18 protein-coding genes are annotated in these 21,475 nt (G+C 60.5%); 10 read left to right on the forward strand and 8 right to left on the reverse strand.

The features are described 5' to 3' along the window. Positions 1–175 precede the first annotated feature (175 nt). Positions 176–1,369 (forward strand): lipid-A-disaccharide synthase, encoded by a 1,194-nt coding sequence (lpxB, locus tag AD949_RS05850; RefSeq protein ID WP_048836556.1) that lies wholly within the window; start codon positions 176–178, stop codon positions 1,367–1,369. A 305-nt stretch (positions 1,370–1,674) separates the two neighbouring features. Here the strand turns inward: lpxB and hisI are convergent, their stop codons facing one another. From hisI to AD949_RS05875, 5 genes are read right to left on the reverse strand one after another with little or no spacing between them, the layout of a single operon-like run. Continuing rightward, a complete protein-coding gene (gene hisI / locus AD949_RS05855; protein ID WP_048836555.1) occupies positions 1,675–2,094 on the reverse strand; it encodes a phosphoribosyl-AMP cyclohydrolase in 420 nt (139 codons plus the stop codon). Beyond that, the gene (ygfZ, locus tag AD949_RS05860; RefSeq protein WP_048836554.1) at positions 2,091–2,975 is read right to left on the reverse strand and encodes a CAF17-like 4Fe-4S cluster assembly/insertion protein YgfZ; all 885 of its coding nucleotides are present in this window, start codon (positions 2,973–2,975) and stop codon (positions 2,091–2,093) included. Before ygfZ ends, hisI begins: the two co-directional genes overlap by 4 nt. Before the next feature lie 44 nt (positions 2,976–3,019). Next, positions 3,020–4,792, reverse strand: coding sequence for an asparagine synthase (glutamine-hydrolyzing) (gene asnB, locus AD949_RS05865; protein WP_048836553.1), 1,773 nt, complete (start codon positions 4,790–4,792; stop codon positions 3,020–3,022). Then, positions 4,792–5,844, reverse strand: a complete 1,053-nt coding sequence (locus AD949_RS05870) for a glycosyltransferase (protein WP_048836552.1) — start codon at positions 5,842–5,844, stop codon at positions 4,792–4,794. Before AD949_RS05870 ends, asnB begins: the two co-directional genes overlap by 1 nt. Then, positions 5,841–6,749, reverse strand: coding sequence for a glycosyltransferase family 9 protein (locus AD949_RS05875; protein ID WP_048836574.1), 909 nt, complete (start codon positions 6,747–6,749; stop codon positions 5,841–5,843). Before AD949_RS05875 ends, AD949_RS05870 begins: the two co-directional genes overlap by 4 nt. 203 nt (positions 6,750–6,952) lie before the next feature. Between AD949_RS05875 and AD949_RS05880 the strand changes: the two genes are divergently transcribed. The 4 genes from AD949_RS05880 to der all read left to right on the forward strand — a co-directional run bounded on the left by AD949_RS05880 (position 6,953) and on the right by der (position 11,027). Beyond that, on the forward strand, positions 6,953–7,345 hold the full coding sequence (locus AD949_RS05880; RefSeq protein ID WP_048836551.1) for a hypothetical protein: 393 nt from the start codon (positions 6,953–6,955) through the stop codon (positions 7,343–7,345). Positions 7,346–7,480: 135 nt separating this feature from the next. Next, on the forward strand, positions 7,481–8,173 hold the full coding sequence (locus tag AD949_RS05885) for a hypothetical protein (protein WP_048836573.1): 693 nt from the start codon (positions 7,481–7,483) through the stop codon (positions 8,171–8,173). Between the two features lie 6 nt (positions 8,174–8,179). After that, positions 8,180–9,577 (forward strand): PQQ-binding-like beta-propeller repeat protein, encoded by a 1,398-nt coding sequence (locus AD949_RS05890; RefSeq protein WP_048836550.1) that lies wholly within the window; start codon positions 8,180–8,182, stop codon positions 9,575–9,577. Beyond that, a complete protein-coding gene (gene der, locus AD949_RS05895; protein ID WP_096430451.1) occupies positions 9,570–11,027 on the forward strand; it encodes a ribosome biogenesis GTPase Der in 1,458 nt (485 codons plus the stop codon). The genes AD949_RS05890 and der overlap by 8 nt, the downstream gene beginning before the upstream one ends. A gap of 263 nt (positions 11,028–11,290) precedes the next feature. Here the strand turns inward: der and AD949_RS05900 are convergent, their stop codons facing one another. Then, complete coding sequence (locus AD949_RS05900) at positions 11,291–12,634, reverse strand: GntT/GntP/DsdX family permease (protein ID WP_048836549.1); 1,344 nt, start codon at positions 12,632–12,634, stop codon at positions 11,291–11,293. 315 nt (positions 12,635–12,949) lie between these two features. On the opposite strand from AD949_RS05900, the gene AD949_RS05905 reads away from it, so the two are divergent. Continuing rightward, the gene (locus AD949_RS05905) at positions 12,950–14,371 is read left to right on the forward strand and encodes an MFS transporter (protein ID WP_082064832.1); all 1,422 of its coding nucleotides are present in this window, start codon (positions 12,950–12,952) and stop codon (positions 14,369–14,371) included. Positions 14,372–14,446: 75 nt separating this feature from the next. Here the strand turns inward: AD949_RS05905 and AD949_RS05910 are convergent, their stop codons facing one another. Together AD949_RS05910 and AD949_RS05915 are read right to left on the reverse strand one after the other, a co-directional pair. After that, positions 14,447–15,874 (reverse strand): glutamate--cysteine ligase, encoded by a 1,428-nt coding sequence (locus tag AD949_RS05910; protein ID WP_048836548.1) that lies wholly within the window; start codon positions 15,872–15,874, stop codon positions 14,447–14,449. Positions 15,875–15,944: 70 nt separating this feature from the next. Then, the gene (locus AD949_RS05915) at positions 15,945–16,703 is read right to left on the reverse strand and encodes a 16S rRNA (uracil(1498)-N(3))-methyltransferase (RefSeq protein ID WP_048836570.1); all 759 of its coding nucleotides are present in this window, start codon (positions 16,701–16,703) and stop codon (positions 15,945–15,947) included. A gap of 177 nt (positions 16,704–16,880) precedes the next feature. On the opposite strand from AD949_RS05915, the gene ubiA reads away from it, so the two are divergent. The 4 genes from ubiA to AD949_RS05935 all read left to right on the forward strand — a co-directional run bounded on the left by ubiA (position 16,881) and on the right by AD949_RS05935 (position 21,471). Next, the gene (ubiA, locus tag AD949_RS05920) at positions 16,881–17,798 is read left to right on the forward strand and encodes a 4-hydroxybenzoate octaprenyltransferase (protein WP_048836547.1); all 918 of its coding nucleotides are present in this window, start codon (positions 16,881–16,883) and stop codon (positions 17,796–17,798) included. A 236-nt stretch (positions 17,799–18,034) separates the two neighbouring features. Beyond that, a complete protein-coding gene (gene mbfA / locus AD949_RS05925; protein WP_048836569.1) occupies positions 18,035–18,991 on the forward strand; it encodes an iron exporter MbfA in 957 nt (318 codons plus the stop codon). Positions 18,992–19,104: 113 nt separating this feature from the next. Further along, on the forward strand, positions 19,105–19,812 hold the full coding sequence (locus tag AD949_RS05930; RefSeq protein ID WP_244463421.1) for a LolA family protein: 708 nt from the start codon (positions 19,105–19,107) through the stop codon (positions 19,810–19,812). Between the two features lie 279 nt (positions 19,813–20,091). Next, on the forward strand, positions 20,092–21,471 hold the full coding sequence (locus AD949_RS05935; protein ID WP_048836546.1) for a replication-associated recombination protein A: 1,380 nt from the start codon (positions 20,092–20,094) through the stop codon (positions 21,469–21,471). Positions 21,472–21,475: the final 4 nt, after the last annotated feature.

Here is a 21,475-nt window from a genome sequence, read left to right on the forward strand (position 1 = left end):
ATCACACTTCAGCGAATTTCCAAACAGGCTCTGAGATACTGGCTTACCGTCACGAGACCTCTTTCTGCTCTGGCTGATACTGTGTCTGGTGATGTAGGGCATAAGATGCCGGCACCGGGATCGGAAAGGTTTTTCTGAGATTGTGCTCCATCTGGCGCGCCGGTATGGCTGAGAGATGGCCGAGCAAACTCCCCTTCCTTCTTCCGCATCGTTAATCTGGATTCTGGCTGGTGAGGCCAGTGGTGACGTGCTGGGTGCGCGCCTCATGCATGCGTTGCGCGCCCGTAACCCCGCCATCCATTTTGCCGGAGTGGGCGGCGTGCGAATGGAGGAACAAGGGCTGCGCAGCCTGTTCCCCATGCGGGATCTGGCTGTGATGGGGCTGGTGGAAATTCTCCCACGTCTGCGCGCGCTTTCTGCCCGGCTGAATGAGGCTGTGCAGGATATTGAGGCCCGCAGGCCGGACCTAGTCGTGACAATCGACAGCCCCGGCTTTGCCCTGCGTCTGCTCCGTCGGATTTCCGGGTTCGGTATTCCGCGTGTGCATTATGTCGCCCCGCAAGTGTGGGCATGGCGGCAGAAGAGGGTGAAGGAGTTTCCCGGCATGTGGGAGGAACTGCTGTGCCTGCTGCCATTTGAAGAAGCATTTTTCAGTAAACATGGTCTGCTGACGAAATTTGTCGGCCACCCCGTTTTGCAATCAGGAGCCGAGACCGGCGACGCAACCCGCTTTTACCGCCGGCATGGGCTGCCGGATGGCGCGCGTGTTCTGATTCTAATGCCCGGCAGCCGTCGCTCAGAAGCCCCCCGTCTGCTGCCTGTTTTTGGCAGGATGCTGGCTCTGTTGCAGCGGGATATGCCGGATGTGGTGCCGGTTATTCCGGTCTCGCCAGTTGTGGCGGCTACCGTTGAGCGGGAGACGGCGCGCTGGCCAGTACGCCCCGTGATTGTGACGGACGTGCAAGACAAGCATGATGCGTTTGCCGCAGCCGGAGCGGCCCTGACAAAATCAGGAACCTCCACGCTGGAACTCGCGCTGGCGGGGGTGCCCATGGCCGTGACGTATCGGGTTAACCCGCTAACGGCGTTTATGGCGCGTCGTCTGATCCGCGTGCCGTATGTCGCCATGGTCAATCTGCTGGCCGGACGCGCCATTGTGCCGGAACTATTGCAGGAACAATGCCGCCCCTCCGTTCTGGCCAATGCCGTGCGGGCCTTGTTTGAGGATCCGACTTTAGCCAATGCGCAGAAAGAGGCTTTTAAAACCGTGCTGCATGGTTTGCAGGGGCCGGGCGGTAAGCTACCAGCAGATGCGGCGGCAGAAGCTGTGCTTGACCTTCTGGCGGGTAGGGCGCGGAAGGCTGATTGATTAAAAAATATTCTGGTTACAAGGATTTTTAAAAATTCTGTGGTGTTCGTGGGGGTTTTTACCAACGGGACTGATAAGTGTGGCAAGGTCTGTTTGGCGTGCTTTTGTGCGCTTGAAGCTGTTGTCTTTTTACCCCAGATTCTACCGAATCCGGACAAAAAGCCTGTTCAGGTCATGGATTATAAAGGTTCCGTCAGTTCTTGATTCTGAACGGTTGAATTTAATTTTTCGGTAAAATTGGACAGTCTAATCGCGTAAGGTAGGGCCGGGGGCAGTTGATGTTGCCTCCCGGCCAGACCGTCTGGTTAAGCCTGTTTGCCGTATAAGGCTTTTGGGTCAATTTCCGGTTTGGTCAGTTCCACCAGCCCATCCGGGCCGAAGGCACGGTAGAAACAACTACGGCGGCCAGTGTGGCAGGCAACGCCTATCTGATTGACCAGCAGCAGCACCGCATCGCCATCACAATCCAGACGTGCTTCGTGCAGATGCTGAATCTGTCCGGAAGTTTCCCCTTTGCGCCAGAGTTTCTGGCGGCTGCGAGAGAAATAGCAGACGCGGCCAGTTTCAAGCGTTTCCTGAAGGGCTTCGCGCGTCATCCACGCAATCATCAGCACTTCGCCAGTGTCATGCTGCTGGGCGATGGCGGCAATCAGGCCGGAGGCGTCAAATTTGACGGTATCCAGCATGGTGGAAAGGGCGGAGGGAGTGGGAGCCTGATAGGTCATGAGGATGCTGACGTGTCCGGGGTAGGAGGAGAAGAAGGCTGCGGCGGCACGAGGGCCGAAGCAAGCCAGACAGGGGGGCGCGGCACAAGAGTATGGTCGCCACAGGTCAGTGTTTGCGTCACGGCGCTGGTTTTGAGCAGCGCAAGCCCGACATGATCCTGTGAAGAGCAGAGTGTCCCGACTTCGACCCCGTCTGCCAGAACCGGCGTACCGGGGGCCGGGAGCGGTGCGGCGCTGGCAACCGGAACCATGCGTTTTTTGACAAGTGTGCGGTAGTGCATACGGGCTGTGACTTCCTGCCCCATAAAGCACCCCTTGCTCCATGAAACGCCGCCGAGCAGATCCATATTGGCTTCCGCCGCCAGTGTGCGGCCCACTTCGCAATCCTGCATACCATCAGGCAGACCCAGAATGAGCCGGTGCAGGTTGTAGTCTTGTGGGGTATCCGTTGGCTGGGTGTCTTCCGGCACATCCAGTAAGCGCCATCCGGCAGCAGGCAGGCGTGGGTCTGCAAAGCTGATGCTGTTTTCCATCAGGGCAGCATCTGGCGCGTTGCCCCATGCGACCATAACGCGCATGCCGGTTGGCTCCATCTGCACATCAGCCCGCAGGCGGAAGCGTAGCAGTTGCTTGCATAGACCCTCAGCCTGCTCGCTGGCGCAGTCCAGCAGCAGGCAGGTGTCATCCGGGTCAGACACCAGAAAGAAATCCGCCTGCCAGCGGCCTTGCGGCGTCAGGCAGGCGGACCATGTGGCCTGTCCGGGCGCGAGGGCCGCGACATCCGCCGTAACCAGCCCTTGCAGGAACTTCACCCGGTCCGCGCCGGAGAGTTTCAGAACAGTTCGGTTTTCCAGCAGGGCACTATGAGAAGAGGTGGGCATGAGAGGTGCTCCCGGTGATGGTGCAGATGTTGGGATGGCAGATTTTATGACGAGAGGCGCAGCGTTTCAAAAACATCCCCCGCCGGGGCCAGTCCACGGATATGTGTCCGGTGCCACAGGGCATAGAAGAGTAACGTCCATGCCGCCGGGCCGGTTTTACGGCCTGCTGCGGCCTGAAAAAGTGCACGCACACGCTCAGGTTTGGCAATTTCCTGAATGCAGTCCTGCTGCGCAACAAGCTGGCCCAGACGGGCGCCGTCCTCCGCAATCCATGTTCCGATGGGCACGGTAAAGCCCTGTTTGGGGGCAAAGGGGCGGGCTGCGGGGCAGTGCTGTTCCAGCCAGCGGCGGAGCAACCATTTGCCTTTACCATCCCGCACACGCAGCGTGTCTGGCAAGCGCCATGCCAGAGTCGCGATGACCGGGTCCAGCAAGGGAGTGCGGCCTTCCAGCCCGTGCGCCATCAGGCAGCGGTCCAGCTTGAGCAGCAGGTCATTGGGTAGCCATTCAGCAAGATCGACCGCCTGTGCGGCAGAAAGGCGTGTGGGGGCGCCTTCCGCACACATCTCAGCGGCCATAATGCCATCCCGCCAGCCTGTCGGGCGGGTGCGGAGGATGTCCAGCGTGTCAAACATGCCGTGCCGCCACATGCGGCGTCCCCCCTGCCACCATGGACGCACAGCCGAGCGATAGCGGCCATAGCCTGCAAACAGTTCATCCCCGCCCTCACCAGAGAGGATAACGCGCACGTCCTTCGCGGCTTCACGCGCGAGGAACCATGTGGGGATAATGGCGTAATCGGCTGCGGGGTCATCCATGCAGGCCACAATGGCGGGCAGATGGTGCCAGACCATGGCGGATGTAATGCGGACAGTCTGATGCTCCGCCTGTGCGCTGCGGGCAAGGGCTTCAGCGGCTTCGGCTTCATCCGCCGTGTTACGGGCATCAAAAACCGCTGTCCATGTCCGCAGTTTTTCGGGGTGCTGTAGTCGGGTCATGGCCGTCAGCAGGCTGGCGCTGTCAATGCCGCCTGACAGGAACAGGCCAAAGGGTACGTCCGCTCGTTCATGCGCCCGCACGCTGTTCATCAGCGCCTCATCCAGACGGGCGAGTGCGGTGTCCTCCGTCAGAAGCGGCGCAGTGTCGGGCGATGATGGCAGCGGGGATAGACGTTGGCGGTCCAGAATACGGCCCTGCACAATGCGCAGCGTTTCACCGGGCAGCACGCGGGAGATACCTTTAAAAATAGTTTCCCGCCCGGTGGTGAACTGGAGTTGCAGCAGTTCGTCTCGCCTTGCGGCAGAGGCTGCGCGGGGTGTGAGATTGGCGGCAAGCAACACAGCGGGTTCGGACGCAAAGGCTACTCCGCCGTCAAACTCCGTGAAATAGAGCGGCTTTATGCCAAACGGGTCACGGCACAGCAGCAGCTCATCCTGCGCGCTGTCATAGAGTGCAATGGCGTACATGCCGCGCAGATGGCGGGGGAAATCCGCGCCATGGCGCTCCCACAGCCGCAGGGGGGATTCGCAGTCACTGCCGGTCTTGAAATGTTCGGGGCCGATCTGGGCGCGGATGTCCGGGTCATTATAAATTTCGCCATTGGCAATCAGCGTGCCGGTCCCGGCGGAAAGGGGTTGGTCACCCCCTGCAATATCAATAATAGAAAGGCGTGTATGGATCAGGTCCGCATGCGGAAAGCGGGCGAAGTGCGCCCCATCCGGCCCGCGATGCTGCAAAGCTGCGGCCATGCGGTCCAGCACATCCTGCCCGCAGGGCGGGGTGCCGCGTGTGTAAACCAGACCGCCAATGCCGCACATCAGGGCGCCTCCACAGTGGAAAGGAAGTCCGCCCAAGCGTTCAGCACCGGGGTTGTGGCAAAGGTCTGGTCATACTCCGCGCGGCCCGCGGCGGCCAGGGCGCTGGCCCGTGCCGGGTCTTCCAGCACAGCGGCGAGTTGCTGCGCGAGGGCGCGGTCATCCTCCACAGGGGCCAGAAGGCCGTTTTCCCCCGAGCGGATGAGTTCCGTTGGCCCTTGAGACGCTGCCGCAACCACGGGCTTCTGCGCGGAAAAACCCTCGATGACGACATTCCCCAGCGGTTCATGCCGGGAGGGGCAGACAAGGGCCGTGCAGGCGCGGATGAGGCCGCCGGGGTGGGTGGCCCAACCGGGCATCAGCACGCGGTCCGCAACGCCTGCTTTCCGGGCGAGGTCTTCCAGCGCAGCCCGTTCCGGGCCTTCTCCCGCAATGACCAGCCATACGCCGGGGAGATGCGCCATGGCGCGGATCAGCACATCAAACGCTTTGTTGGTATGCAGGCGGCCCAGTGCGAGCAGGAAAGGTACTCCGGCGGGCACGCCTTTTGGCCGAACCGGCGGCGTGTGTGCGAGTTCCGTCGCAAAGTTGGGCAGGTAATGCACACGGTCCTGCGGCCAGCCCTGTTCCCGCATCCAGCGTACCAGCCCATGCGTGTTGCCAATAAGGTGCGAGCAGCGGCGGTAATAGGACAGATCATAAAACCCGCCCAGCCGCCCGGCCAGAATCCAGTCGCCTTGCGGTGTGAATCGCGCGGCGCGGTTCATCCACGCGACCGTCACGCGGGGGGCGAACTGTTTGAGCTGTGTGCGGAGTTGCGGGCGTGTGCGCCAGTCGGTCAGTCCGCCGAATTTAAGGGCATGAGGTCTGGCGCCTCCTGCCTGCATCCGCTCCGCGCGGGCTGCATCCTGCCGAATGATGGGGAGAACGGACAGGCCAGACGCCGCCTGCGCCATGCAGAGTCGCTCAAAAAACAGTTCGGCCCCGCCGGTGGGGGCCCCCGCCATAACGTGGGCCACGCGGAGCGGAGCGAGGGGCGAGGAGGGGGTAGTCATGATTTGGTCTCCGCCAGCACAGTCAAGGCGACCTGTGTGACACGCTCCAGAGAGAGCCCGGCAATGGGCGCCTCTCCTTCCGGGCCGGGGGCTACAACCCATGAGGTGCTGCGGCCGGAGGGCGCGTATTCCGAGGCACGGGAGGGGCCGAATAGCCCCAGAGTAGGGGTGCCAGCGGCGGCGGCCAGATGCATCAGGCCGGAATCGTTCCCGATAAACAGGCGGCATTGAGCCAGCATGGCAGCAACCTGTGTCAGGGAGAAATGGCCTCCCGCATCAATAGCATTTGGCAGGGCATGCAGCACGGGCAGGGCAAGAGCACGTTCCTGTTCTCCGGGGCCATAAAAAATAGCCGGACGGGCCGAGGGGATCTGGCGCGAGAGCTCTGCCCAGAGCGGCAGATAGCGGTCTATGGGCCAGATTTTGCCGGTCCAGTTTGCGGTGGGCCCAAGGGCGATAATCGGGCCGCCGTCCGTAGGGATCATCTGGCTTGCAAGGGTTTTATCAGCCTCGGATAGCCAGACCGTGGGCATGGGGGGCGGTGAGAGGTGCAGAAGCTGCCCGAGATGGTTGAGCCGCAGGCCGGGGCGACGCCCCCCACGCATAATCAGCCGTTTGCGGCTGCGCAGGAAGAACGTGGTGGCTGACCCGCGCAGGTCAATCGTGAGGTCCCATGTCTGGCCGATGCAGGCTTTCCACAACTCCAGCCAGTGTCGGTCATACGTACGCTTGGTCATGACAAGCACGCGCTCGAGTCCGGGCAGGTTCTGAAATAGTCCGGCGGCCACAGGCCCGCAGGCAATGGTGAAACGCGCATCGGGGTAGGTGCGGACAAGATGGGCCAGAAGGCCGGTCGAGAGCACGGCATCGCCAAGGCGTGTGGCCGTGATGAAGAGAATGCGCATTGAAGAGAGTTTATACGGCTCTCGGTCCATTTTTCCAAGTGTGCGCGGTAGTTGGGCAGTCCTGTGCCGTATTCTGGCCCATAAGCGGGTGCAGAAGGCGTGGGGCTAGACATTTATACGGCCTGTGTCATGAACCCGCAGGCACTCAGACATCCGCCCGAAGGTTCGGGCCGGATAGCACGTGCAGAACAGGGAAATTGGGAATGAGGAAAGGTTTTTTTCTGGTTTTGGGTGGTCTGCTGGCCGGGGCGGCTGTGACAGACTCCGGGGTGGCACACGCCGCAACCGGTGGCTGGGGCGCGCCTGCCTGTGGGGCAGAGCCTGCTGCGCCGTCTGTCGATGTGTCTTCCGTTGAGCGGTATAATGCCAGCGTGGACAAGGTGACGGCGTATGAAAAGGCAGCCCGCGCCTATAATACCTGCGTGGCCCGCACGGCCAACAAGGAAGAGACCGCTATCAGCAATGAGGCGCGTGAGAAAATTGCCCATATTCATGAAGGCAGTTCCGCCGTGCAGAAGCGGATTGCGGGGAATTTTGTGCATCTGACAGCCTCGCTGAAGGCCGCCAGCGCCAAATTCGGCGGCGGCGCACACTAAGCGCCTTTTGGAGCGCCCCTTCTGTCACGTCATGTTAAGGGGTGTCTTTCTCGCAGGTGGCTTGTATGATGGGTGTGCATAGGGCAGAAGTGCCGATTACACATGCATCATAGTCAGAACGGGAACCAGCCAGACGTGGCAGAAGATGTTTTCAAGGAAGTTGATGACGAATTGAAGGCTGAACGCCTACGTCAGACGGCTCGCCGGTATGCCGGGCTGGGTGTTGGCGTGATTGCCGCTGTCCTGATTGGGGCTGGTGCGTGGTCATGGCATGTGTCCAGCCTGAAATCCGCCTCTCTCGCCGCAACAGGGTCTTACCTGACTGCGCTGCGTGAGACCGATCATCTTCCGCCCGCCCCCGCGACACAAACTCCGCTGCCGGAAACGGCTCAGACAGGTCTGGCTACCTTGCAGAAGCTTGTGGCAACCGGCCCCAAAGGCGTTGCAACGCTTGCCCGCCTGCAAGAAGGCGGGGTGCAGGCCGCGCATGGTGATGTGACGGCCGCCCTTGCCGCATGGGATGCCGTGCAGAATGACCAGAGTGCTGACCCCGTCCTGCGGCAGTTAGCGACACTTTTATGGTGCCAGAAGCAGCTTGATGCGGGAGACCCGGCAACGCTGCGGTCCCGCCTTTCCCTGCTGACCGGCAACGGTAAGCCATGGAATGGTCTGGCGACAGAGGCTCTGGCTACGCTGGATATCCGTGAAGGGCATCTGGATGAAGCCCGTAAGAAATTTGCCGTGCTGGCCGCGGCGCAGGACGTTCCTTCGGGCGTGCGGAACAGGGCGCAGGCGCTGTCCCAAGCTCTTGATCCGTCGGCAGGGTAAGGCACCATGAATAGCAAAACACGTTCCGGTTTTTTTGGTCGTCCGTCTGTTGCGCGCAGAAAACTGCTGACCGGTGCAGCCATGATGCCGCTTCTGGCGGGCTGTAGTCTGTTTGATGAAGATGAAAAGCCTGTTCTGGCAGGGCACCGTACCAATGTGCTGTCCTCCGGGGCCGGGCTGACGGTGGATAAGGAAGACCATACGGCTATTACCCTGCCGGAGCCGGTCTCTGTGTCCGACTGGCCGATCGTGGGCCGCATCACATCGCATGTCGGCAGTAATTACCGTTGGGGCGGGCTGCATCCGCGCTGGACGAAAGATATCGGCGCAGGTATTTCCGAGCCTGATCTTCTGGCGTGGGCTGCGCTTGGTGATTTCGGGCGTGGATTGATCCAGTCGCCGCCGGTGGTGCATGATGGGCGTCTGTTCATCATGGACGCGCAGTGCGTGGTGCGGGCCTTTAGCTGGCCGCATATGTCCCATCTGTGGACGCTTAACTCCAAGCCAAAAAAGCTTCAGTCCAGCAATGTGGGTGGAGGCCTCGGTGTTGATGGGGATACGCTCTATGTTGTGGACGGTATTTCAGAGGCGCTGGCGGTCAATGTTACCACTGGTAAGGTGAAGTGGCGTTCCGACTTTGGAACACCGGGCCGCTCCGCGCCGACCATTGCCGATGGCCGCGTGTTTTTCGCCACCATTGATGAACGGCTGTTTGCGCTTGACGCGGCAACCGGCAACCAGCTCTGGTCTTACACAGCTACGGCGGCGGAAACGACGGTGTTCGGCCAACCTGCTCCGGCTGTGGTCAATGGCGTGGTTATTGCCGGGTTTGGTGGGGGTGATTTGGTCGCGTTCCGTGCGGAAAGTGGCGAGGTTGTCTGGAGCGATATGCTCGGGAATGTCGGCAGTCAGGCCAGCACCTTGAATCTGACCTGCGTGCGTGGCTTGCCGGTTGTGGTCGATAGCACCGTTTACGCCATCAGCATGGCGCAGGTCATGGCCGCGGTGGATATCCGTACAGGCCGCCGCCTGTGGGAGCGTGCTGTTGGAAGCCAGAACAGTCTGCTATGTGTTGGGGACTGGCTCTATGTGCTGTCTCAGGATGACCAGTTAGCCTGTATTGACCGTCTTTCTGGCCATGTCCGCTGGATTACACAGCTCCGCCGGTTTGTGCGCGTGGATGTCAGCAAAAACATCGTGACATGGATTGGCCCTGTCATGGCGGGTGGTCAGTTGGTCTGTGTCAGCACCATGCCGGGCAATGGCATTGTGCGCGTGAACCCGACCAATGGCGCCATTATCTCCGTGGATTCCATGGATCAGGTTTCTTTTGTTCCCCCTATTGTTGTTGATGAGCAGATGCTGATTGTCACCAACGACGGAAAGCTTCGCTCTTATGGCTGATCGCCGGCGGCCCATGCGGCCTGTTGCGCCTGTACCTTCTGCTGATCTCCCTCTTGTGGCCATTGTTGGCCGCCCAAATGTTGGGAAATCGACTCTGTTTAACCGCCTTGTTGGCCGTCGTCAGGCGCTGGTGGCGGATACCCCCGGCGTTACGCGGGACCGGAAGGAAGGTCTTGCCGTCATGCGTGGTCGGACCATTCGGCTGGTGGATACGGCGGGGCTAGAAGAGGCAGCACCTGACACACTGTTCGGGCGGATGCGTGCGTCGTCCGAAAGTGCTGTGCGTGACGCCGTTCTGGTCCTGTTCTGTATTGATGCCCGCGCGGGTATTACCCCGGCGGATGAGCATTTTGCCGCTTGGGTGCGCAAGCAGGGGCGGCCAGTCATGCTGGTGGCTAACAAGGCCGAAGGGCGCGGGGGCGCTGCCGCCGCGATGGAAGCCTATTCTCTGGGGCTTGGGGAGCCGGTTGCGGTCTCCGCTGAGCATGGGGAAGGTCTGTCCGACCTGATGGGCGAGATTGTGGACCATCTGCCGCCCGAACCCGAGCCAGAAGACGTGTTTGAGGAAGAGGATGAGTTCGAGCCTGATGTGGAAGCGCAGGACCCGGACGCGGAAATTGTTCTTCCCGCCCGTCCGCCGGGCCCGATCCGCATTGCGATTGTTGGCCGCCCGAATGCTGGGAAATCAACGCTGCTGAATTGCTTGCTGGGTGAAGAGCGGATGATTACTGGCCCGGAACCGGGCCTGACACGGGATTCTGTAGCGGTGACGCTGCATGATGAAGGTGACGTGTTCGAGGTTGTGGACACCGCCGGTCTACGCCGGAAAGCGCGGATTGATGAAGCACTGGAAAAAATGTCGGTCTCGGCCTCCATTGAAGCTCTGAAAATGGCGGAAGTCGCTGTGCTGGTGCTGGATGCCACGCTGGGTGTGCATGAGCAGGATTTGCAGATCGCCCGCCTGATCGAGCGGGAAGGCCGCGCCTGTGTGCTGGCCCTGAACAAGTGGGATGCGGTGGAAGACAGAAACGCCACCCGTCAGGCTATTCTGGACCGTCTGAGCATTTCTCTCGCGCAGATGCGCGGTGTGCCGGTGGTGACATTCTCTGCCCTGACGGGTGCCTCCGTGCAGCGGCTGCTTCCTGCCGTGCGGGAAGCCTGTGAGGTGTGGAACGCCCGAGTACCAACGGGCGCGCTGAACCGCTGGTTTGAAGCCGCCTTGGAACGCCATGCGGCACCGCTGGTGGATGGTCGTCGCCTGAAGCTGCGGTATATGACGCAGGTTAAGGCGCGCCCGCCGACCTTCGTGATTTTCGGCACCCGCGCCGAGCAGACACCGGAAGACTACAAGCGGTATCTGGTGAATGGCCTGCGTGAGACGTTTAACCTGCCGGGCGTGCCGATTCGCCTGCAAACGCGTGGCACGAAAAACCCGTATTCCAAATCCTGAGGAGGTCAGCAGTCCTGTCAGGCGGCGGGCTGCTGACACGTGGATTGTGTGTATCCCCGGATTATGAGCGCATGAATGCCTAGTTATGCGTTCGCAGGAACGTATGGGGTGTATTCCGGGTACGAAATACCCATCGGGCCTTATCCAGACAGGGATGAGGAACCGGCGGTCTGAGAGAGAAGACAGGCTAGGATTAGTCGAGCAACTCTGGTGCAGGATTTATGGAAAAGGGGCCATGGCAACATGCGCCCCTTTCTGTTGAGTCAGTGAATGACCCATGAGAGCGGCAGGCAGATCAGCAGGCCGAGAACGGCAATAATCGTCTCGATCATCGTCCAACTCCGCAGGGTCTGGGAGAGGTTCATTCCCAGATATTCCTTCATCTGCCAGAATCCGGCATCATTCATCAGGCTTAGACCGACGGAGCCAGCCCCGGTAACCAGCACCAGCAGTTCGGGCGAGACAGAGTGTGATGTTGCCAGAATCGGGCCAACAATGCCGGAGGCCGTGGTGGTGGCGACTGTGGCGGAGCCGGTGGCAATGCGGACCAGCAGGGCCAGAACCCATGCCAGAACCAGCAGTGGCACATGCGCTCCCAGCGCCAGATTTGTGATGGAGTGGGACAGGCCGCTGTCAATCAGCTCCCGCCCGAAACCGCCGCCCGCCCCAATCAGCAGCATGATGGTGGCGGTGGGGGCCAGACAGTCATTGCTGAAACGGAGAATGGTCTCGCGAGAAAGGCCGCTCAGGCTGCCCATCAGCCAGAAGGACATCAGGGTGGCAACCAGCAGGGCGACATCCGTGTTGCCCAGAAAATGCATGATCCGGTAGGGCAGGGCGGTTGCGGGCCAGATCAGTTCCGCCAGCGCGCCCCCCAGCATCAGCACAACGGGCATCAGCAGGGTTGCGCAGGAAAGCACAAAAGACGGGAGCTTCTCGTGCTTGGCCTGTGTGGTAAACTGGTCTTCCAGCGCAGTTGGCGCCAGAGAACCAATGCGCGGCGCAATGTACCAAGCGTAAATTGGCCCCGCGATGGCCGCGATTGGCGTGCCAATGACAATCCCCCAGAACAGGGTGTACGCCGTATTGGCGTGGTAGGCCGTAATGGCCAGCAGGGTGGCCGGGTGCGGCGGCACCATGGCGTGTGTTACGGAAAGAGCTGCGGCCATAGGAAAAGCTAGCGCGGGGAGGGGCAGATCATTCCGGCGGGACAGGATAATGGCCAGCGGGATGAGTAGCACAAACCCGACTTCAAAAAACACGGGCAGGCCAACCAGCAGGCCGATAACCATCATGGCCCATGGTAGCCGCTTTTTTCCCGCAATGCGGGAAATAGTCAGGGCAATCTGATCCGCGCCGCCAGTTTCAGCCAGAATTTTCCCCAACATGGTGCCCAGTGCGACAACCCCGGCCACATGGCCCAGCACGTGGCCCATTCCATTTTCAAAAGAGGAAATGGCCTGCTCTGTCGGCATGCCAGTAACCAGAGCCAGCCCGATAGACACGATAAACAGCGTGACAAAGGGGTTAAGGCGTACGATCCCGATCAGGAGCATCAGCACGACAATGGCGGCGGCTGTCAGGCCAGAGGCAAGTAAGGGTGTCATTCTTAAAGGATGGAGCGGGGCGGGGTGCGAATGTCAACCATTATTAGGTGCAGCATGGCAGGCGTAGCCTGTGTGTTGAGACAGGCGAGGAAAACCTTAAATCAGTCGGGAAGACGTGATTTCTTGTATTTGCAAAATAGAGAGGTCGCGTTTCAGGGCTTAAGCACAAATTCGTGTGCGTATGAGACGTTTTACTATTTTCGTGGTCTGTTATGACAACTGATGCTGCCAGTCCGGCCTTTCCCTTCGGGGTTCAGGATGGCACAGAAGCTCCAGCGCAAGATGTTGCAGGTCAGAAAAGGAGTGATCGGGCCGATGAATGAACTTGCGCAGATAACAGGCGGGTCAATTGACGGGTCTTCCCAGTCCTCTGTCCCCACTGGCCTGTTTGGTCGGGCCAGAACGCTGGCCATGCTGGCGGTTTCTCTGTCCGTGCTGATGGCGTTGCTGGATTACGCCATTGCCAACGTGGCCCTGCCGGATATTGCGCAGGACCTGCATGCGTCTTCTTCTGCATCTATCTGGGTGGTGAATGCGTATCAGTTGGCCAGTCTGGTCTCTCTGCTGCCTCTGGCGGCGTTGGGCGGCAGGGTTGGGTTTTCCCGCATGTGCCAGTTTGGCATTATCCTGTTTATGGTGGCGTCGGTCCTGTGCGCCATGGCCACGACGCTGCCGGCTCTGGCCGCAGCCCGCGTGTTGCAGGGGATTGGCGGCTCCTGCATTCTGAGCGTGAATATCGCGCTGGTGCGCTACATTTATCCGCACGCGGAAATCGGCAAGGGTATTGGCCTGAATGGCGTTGTGGTGGCCATTGGTGTTGCGCTGGGACCAACGGCTGCGGCTGCCATTCTGACGGTTGCGTCATGGCCATGGCTGTTCTGGATCAATTTGCCGCTGGGGGCCGCAGCGCTTTTCATGGCCTTTACGGCGCTCCCTGTAACACCGCGCGCCGATACGCGGCCTGATCTGGTGGGTAGTCTGCTGTGCATGCTGGCGTTTGGCGCGCTGGTTATGGGGGGGGATGGACTGGCGCATCACTCCGGCAAGGCTCTGTCCTGCACGTTGATTGGGGTGGGGCTGATTTCCGGCATGCTGCTCATGCGGCGGGAGAGCGGGCAGCCGCAGCCCATCCTGCCCGTGGATATGCTGGCAAAGCCTGATTTTGGCATTGCCTTCGTCACAGGTTTTTGCGGCTTTGTGGCGTCCAACTTCTACATTGTTTCCATGCCGTTCATGCTGCATGACGTGCTGGATATGGGCGCGGCGGCGACAGGCCTGCTGATAACGCCGTGGCCGATTGGCATCATGTTTGCAGCCCCTCTGGTGCGGCGGCTTTCAGATACGGTGTCCGCCGGTGTACTGTCCTCCATTGGACTGCTGCTCACGGCAACGGGGTTTTTCCTGCTATGGAGTATGCCCGCACATCCTGCCGCTTTTGAGGTCGTCTGGCGGACATGGGTGGCCGGGTTTGGGTTTGGGTTGTTTCAGCCCCCCAATAACCGCGCCATGATGGTTTCGGCGTCACACGCACGGGCCGGAGGGGCCAGCGGCATGGTGCAGGTGGCGCGTCAGGCTGGGCAGACCTGCGGGGCGACGGGGGTTGCGGCGTTTTTCTCCCTGTTTGGGGAGGGAGCCGCCGTAAAATGCCTGCTGACGGCCACCTGTATCGCGGTCTTCGCGGCTTTGCTGAGTTCCAGCCGGTTGCTTGTCGGCGGACGGTCAGACGGAAAAGCCTGAGCGGCTTTAAACGTCACGCAGCCCGGTTACAAAAAAGGCTGGCACGCAGGAAGCGGCCAGCCCGGAGAGGCGGGATCAGATCTCGCTTTCTCCAAAAATGCGGGTCACATCGCCCATCCATGCGCCATAATAGCGCTCCAGCCAGCGTTCCGCCTGCGTGGGGCCACCTGCGGCCATGGCGGTCAGCGGGGCGAGGTATGCCCACTCCTCCCGCTCATTATCATCCACAAAACCACGCGCCTGAAGGCCGTCCATGGCAATGCCAATGACCTGTGCCGCAAGGTCTCGCACGGTGCCGTCACCCCACGGTGTGTTCAGCGCCTGAGACGGCACCAGAGCGCGCAGCTTGAGGTAGTCTTCCCACGGGCGTTCACGCACCAGTTCGTAGGCGGCTTCCAGCGCGGCGTCATCATACAGCAGGCCAACCCACAGGGCGGACTGGGCCAGCATCATCTCCGCAGAGCCAGCATCGGCCCCGCGCATTTCCAGAAACTGTTTGAGACGGACATCCGGGAAGGCGGTAGAGATATGGTTTTCAAAATCAGCCAGCGTCGGGGTGACATCCTCCAGTCCGTCCTGTCGGTCCCCATTCATCCATGCGCGGAAGGAGCGTCCGGTCACGTCACGCATCTTGCCATTACGCATGATGAAATACATGGGGACATCCAGCATCCATTCCGCATACCGCTCAAACCCGAAGCCCTCTTCAAACACGCAGGCGGGCATACCCGCGCGGGCATTGTCCGTGTCCGTCCAGATGCGGGCACGGTTGGAGAGGAAGTTGTTCGGCTTGCCTTCAAAGAAGGGGGAATTGGCAAACAGGGCGGTTGCGACCGGTTGCAGGGCAAGGGACACCTGCATTTTGCGCACCATGTCCTGCTCGGACCCGAAATCCAGATTGACCTGCACGGTGCAGGTGCGCTGCATCATATCCAGACCCAGCGTGCCAACCTTGGGCATGTAATTGCGCATGATGGCGTAGCGGGATTTGGGCATCCACGGCAGGTCCGCACGTGTTGCGGTGGGGTGGAAGCCCAGCGGGCTGAAGCCGAGCCCAAGCTTGCGAGCCAGCGGGCGCACGGACTCATAATGGGCAGCCAGTTCTTCCGCCGTTTCATGCAGCGTCTGCAGGGGCGCGCCGGAGAGTTCAAACTGCCCTGCCGGTTCCAGAGAAATGCCTGCGCCCTTCGCCTCTTCAATGCCTTTCAGGCCGATCACCTTGCCTTCGTCCAGAATGGGCTGCCAGTCATCCGGCTCAACTTCCTGAAGGCCGTTCAACAGGTCTTCTATCCCTGCGGGGCTATAAGGCGGGGTGGCATAGGCCGGGCGGTCTGCCTGCGGGCCTGCGCTCTCTGCTGCGGCTTCCGGCCGAACCCAGCCAAATTTTTCATGTTCTGTGCCGATACGCCATGAATCGCGGGGTTTGCATCCTCTGGCAAACACTTCGGCAAGCTGAAAAACGGACCGAACGGGTGTGTCGTCGTGGGCATCGGCGTGAGACATTAAAATCACTGTTCCTTGAAAAATTGCCCGGCAACAGGGGCGGGCCACAACGAGGGTAAAGGTATTCTGACTAATCCTGAGCAGAGCGCAAGCTCTGACCCATCAGGGCGAGGCCCGCCGCGACCGCTGTATCAGCCCGTAAAACCAGCGGCCCCAGAGAGATGGGGGCGATGGCCGGACGTGCAAGGAGGGCACGGCATTCCGTATCGGAAAAACCGCCTTCCGGGCCAATCAGCAGGCCATCACCCGCCCGCGCCTGCTGAAGAGAGACGTTGAGCGTGACGCCACGATCTTCCGTGCGCTCCATGGCCGTAAACAGGCGGGCCCCCTCCGGCCATGCGCCCAGCAGGCTGGCCAGAGGGCAGGGTTCGGCAATGGTGGGAATGTCCAGACGTTCGCACTGCTCGGCGGCTTCGGTCGCGATGGCTTCCAGCCGCTCCGGGTTGGTGCGGTGGGTATTGGTGCGCTCCGTAATGACTGGCAGAAAGTGCGTAACCCCCAGTTCCGTGCCCATGCGCAGGACCATATCGGTCGCATCGCGTTTCAGGAGCGCGAACGCCAGAACGAGGTCCGGTTGGACGGAAGGCGCGCGAAGTTGCTGCGTGAGCGTCAAGCTACCGCGATCCTTGCGAATCTCGCCCAGACTGGCCAGCCACTCCCCGATGCTCGCGTTAAAGACGCGCACAGGGTCTCCGGCCTTTTTCCGCATGACGGTGCCCAGATAGCGGGCCTGTGCCGGGCTGAGCGTGCAGGACGTGCCAGCCTCAGCGGGACCCGGTGTGGCGTCCAGCGGAATAAAAAGGCGGGGGAGATGCTCGGGCGAACTCATGACATTCAGCACTCAGGCGGGTTGCTGCGGAAGGAGAGGCCCGATCCGGCGGATCGGTCTCGGAATGACACTGGTGTGTAGGCGGTAATGCGGCTGTGCGCAAAGAGGTTCATGCCGGAGGGCAATGTATGGCATACCCCCGGCACTGCTGTGTTTGTTTAAAGGATTGCCTGTATCGTGTCAGCGTCTTCCGGTCATACCGATATCCGGGTAACGGGCTGGATTGCCCGCCTGCCTCCGGCGTTGCGCCCTTATGCCCTGCTGGCGCGGCTGGATCGGCCCATTGGCACATGGCTGCTTTTCCTGCCGGGGGTCTGGGGGATTCTGCTGCCTCAGGGTGTGCCGGTAGCGGAACGGGTGCGGCTGATCGTGCTGTTTGGTGTTGGCAGTCTCGTCATGCGGGCCGCTGGCTGCGTGGTGAATGATATGTGGGACCGGGATATTGACCGGCAGGTGGCCCGCACGGCAGGCCGCCCGCTGGCCTCCGGCGCGCTGCGGATGCGGCATGCGGTGCTGTTTCTAGCTGTTCTGCTGGTCATCGGCCTGTCCATCCTGCTGCAATTGAACGGCTTGTCCCGGATTCTAGGTGCGTCCTCGCTAGTGCTGGTGGCGCTGTATCCTCTGGCCAAGCGGTTTACGTGGTGGCCGCAACTGGTCATGGGCTTTACCTTCGGGTTCGGAGCGCCGCTGGGCTATGCGGCAGCGGCGGGGCATCTGTCCTTCGCGCAGATCGCCCTGTACGCAGCAACCATCGTCTGGCAACTCGGGTTTGATACCATTTATGGGTTTCAGGACATGGAAGATGACGCCCGGATTGGCGTGAAATCCACCTCACGGCTCATGGCCGGGCGGGCAAAGGCTTTTATTGGCACCTGTTACGCGCTGACGGGGGTGTTGCTGGCGGTGGCCGCAGGCCTTGCGGGCACTGGGCATCTGTTCTGGCCGGTTCTTCTGCTGCCGTTGTTCCTGTTATGGCGGCAGGTGCGGGCACTGAACCCAATGGACCCGGCTTTGTGTCTGGCGCAGTTCCGGGCCAACCGGGAAGTGGGGCTGGCTGTTGCATTGGCGTTTCTGGCGGGGCTGATTGCTGTCTGACGTTCAGAAGTGTGCGCAGAAATGCAGAAGTGCGCCCATAAATGCGTCCAGAAATCACAGAGGCTGAGAGTCTGTTTCTGTCAGGAAAGTAATGATGCAGGCAGGACCAGGTTATGATCCTGCCTGTTTTTTATTTGTATGGAAAACGGTCAGAACAAAGTGTCTGAAAATGAGAAATATTCTCATTATTTAAGAATAAATTGAAATTTGTCCTGAAAATCTATAGAGCAACAAAAATGCGTAAATTTTCCGCCCTGACTGAACAGGAAATTCTTGCTCTGGCCATTTCCAATGAGGAAGAGGACGGGCGCATCTATGCAGATTTTTCTTATGCCTTGCAGGAAAACTATCCGGATACCGCGAAAATTTTTGCCGATATGGTGCATGAGGAAGATGATCATCGGCGGCATCTGATTGATGTCTATGTCCGGCGGTTTGGCTCCCATATTCCGCTTGTGCGCCGCCAGGATATTGCAGGCTTCATGCCGCGCAAACCGGCATGGCAGATTCAGGGGCAGGGGATTGAGGTTGTCCGGTGCTATGCGGAGGATATGGAGCGTGATGCCGCACGGTTTTACCGGCAGGCCGCTCTCCGCACCAATGATGCCGAAACACGCAAACTACTGGGTGATCTTGCAACAGCAGAAGACCAGCATGGCCGCACTGCCAGTGACATCACATCCCGCCACCTGACAGACGATAAGCGGGAGGATGAGGACGAAAACGCCCGGCGGCGTTTCGTGCTCCAGATTGTCCAGCCCGGTCTGGTGGGGTTGATGGATGGGTCCGTCTCCACACTGGCCCCGGTTTTTGCCGCGGCTTTCGCTACGCATGAGTCGCATAGTGCGCTGCTGGTCGGGCTTGCGGCCTCGCTGGGGGCGGGGATTTCCATGGGGTTTGCCGAAGCACTGTCTGATGATGGCACGCTGTCCGGTCGCGGCAAGCCGCTTATTCGCGGGCTGGTGTGCGGTGCCATGACCATGGCGGGCGGCATTGGCCACACCCTGCCATTCCTTATTGAGTCGTTCAGCGGCGCAATGATGGTGGCCGTTGCCGTTGTGGTGGTCGAACTGTTCCTGATTTCATGGATACGCTGGCGGTATCAGGATACGCCGTTCGGCTCAGCCATTGTGCAGATTGTTTTTGGCGGGGCGCTGGTTTTTCTGGCTGGCGTGCTGATAGGCAGTTCCTAAACCCGCCCCCTGTTATCCGCCTGCCACAAATGGCATACTGGATGTGCCATAATAAAGGCCCGCGCAGGATGTTTGCTGGCGGCTTATGGTCACCAATGGGAATGACAGCGCGTATGACATCACGTTCCAGCAAATTTTCAGCCCTGTGTCTGGCTCTGTCCGTGGGGGGCGGCGTGAGTGCGTTCGCGCATGCTGCTCCGGCTCTGGCGCAGGGGGCAGCAGCCCAGAGTGTGCCCCAGAGCGGGGGGCAGAGCGCCACACCGGCGGAGGCACCGGAGGGCATCACGCTGTCTGCGTCTGACAAGATGTGGCTCGGGAAGATTGAAAAGGCGCTCAACAGCGTCACAACATTTCAGGCGCATATGCAGCAGTTGGATACGGATGGAAAACGTACCACCGGCGTAGTCTGGATGCAGCGCCCCGGCCAGATGCGGCTGGCGTATGACCCGCCAACGCCGCTCCTGCTGGTTGCCAATCAGGGCAAGGTGGTGTTCCGGGATAACCAGCTTGACCAGACAACCGTTATTCCTATGGAGCGTACGCCGCTGGGGCTCTTGCTGCGGCAGCATGTCAGTCTGAAAGAGGATGTGACGATCACCGGCTTTCAGCATGAAGGCGGCTTGGTGCAGGTTACAGTCGTGCGCACGTCTTCTCCCGGAGATGGCAGCCTGACACTGGTATTTTATGATAATCCGGTCTCACTCCGCTCATGGAGCGTGGTGGATGCGCAGGGGCGCGAGACGCGTGTGACCCTGTTTGATGTCAAGAGCGGGGTTGCCATTCCCGCAGGCACCTTCACGCTCCCCGCGCAGCCGGATTAAAGCGGCGCAGGCCGGGAGGCTGGATGGCCGTCTGCCCCTGAACTGTTGTTTTTGCGGTTGTCTCAAATGTTCAGGGATGTGACTGGCTGGGCCTGCTTGTGTGGTGGAACAGATGGTTTTGTAGGTGCGATACCGTCGCCCCGGCGCAGAAAAATAGCGTGTCTCGATGCGAAAATGGGCGCCGACTAATCCTGACGGCTTTTGAAAACAGTCCTTAAGGGTGGCAAAACGGCAGCGGCGGCCCGATATCAGGGGCGGATAGTTTCAGGACAGGCGGGTATGGCGGCACGGCGCACGACACCTTCGGGCACGACGATGGGGGAAGATCTTTTTGGGGGGCAGGCTCCGCCGCTGGAGCGTGAGCCTTCCACGATGCATCCCACGCGCCCTGCGCCCAACCAGCCGCTGGCGGATCGCCTCCGCCCCAACAGGCTTGAGGATGTGGTGGGGCAGGCGCATCTGCTCGGGCCGGATGGAACGCTGACGCGTATGCTTGAGCGTGGCTCCCTTGCCAGCCTGATTCTCTGGGGTGGCCCCGGCGTTGGGAAGACGACCATTGCACGGTTGCTGGCGCAGGCCGCAGGGCTGCGGTTTGTCCAGCTTTCCGCAGTTTTTTCCGGTGTTGCGGATCTGAAAAAAGCCTTTGAAAATGCGCGCAGGCAGGCAGAAGCCGGAGGCGGCACGCTGCTGTTTGTGGATGAAATCCATCGCTTTAACCGCGCCCAGCAGGATGGCTTTCTGCCGGTGGTGGAAGATGGCACCATCGTGCTGGTGGGGGCGACCACGGAAAATCCCTCCTTCGCGCTGAATTCGGCCCTGCTGTCCCGCTGTCAGGTCATGGTGCTCAACCGGCTGGATGATCCGGCGGAAGAAGCGCTGCTGGCGCGGGCGGAAGAAGAAACCGGGCGGCCTTTACCGCTGACTGAGGAAGGACGCGCGACACTTCGCGCCATGGCGGATGGGGATGGCCGCTACCTGCTGAACATGGTGGAGCAGATTCTCAGCCTGAAAACGGATGCGCCGCTGGATGCGCAGGCTCTGGCTCGTCTGCTGGCCAAGCGTGCCGTGCTATATGACCGGGACCGGGAAGAACATTACAATCTGATTTCAGCATTGCATAAATCCCTGCGCGGGTCAGACCCGGATGCCGCGCTCTACTGGTTCGCCCGGATGCTGGAAGGTGGGGAAGACCCACGCTACCTCGCACGGCGTATGACCCGTTTTGCGGCGGAAGATGTGGGGATGGCGGACCCCCATGCGCTGCCGCTGGCTATTGCCGCGTGGGAGACGTACGAACGTCTTGGCTCACCGGAGGGGGAACTGGCGCTGGCGCAGCTTGTGGTGCATCTGGCGACCGCTCCCAAATCCAACGGTGTTTATAAAGCCTATGGGGCGGCCCGCCGTGCCGCAAAGGCCACGGGCAGCCTGATGCCGCCTGCGCATATCCTGAATGCGCCCACAAAGCTGATGAAGGATATCGGCTACGGGAAGGGCTATCAGTATGATCATGATGCGGAGGAAGGCTTCTCTGGACAGAATTATTTTCCGGACGGAATGGGCCGCCAGACCTTTTATAATCCGAGCGGACGGGGCTTTGAGCGGGAGATAAGCCACCGTCTGGAAACATTGGCCCGCTTGCGGGATCGGCGTCAGTCGTGAATAT

Source organism: Acetobacter orleanensis (genome assembly GCF_001581005.1).
Classification (GTDB): Bacteria; Pseudomonadota; Alphaproteobacteria; order Acetobacterales; family Acetobacteraceae; genus Acetobacter; species Acetobacter orleanensis.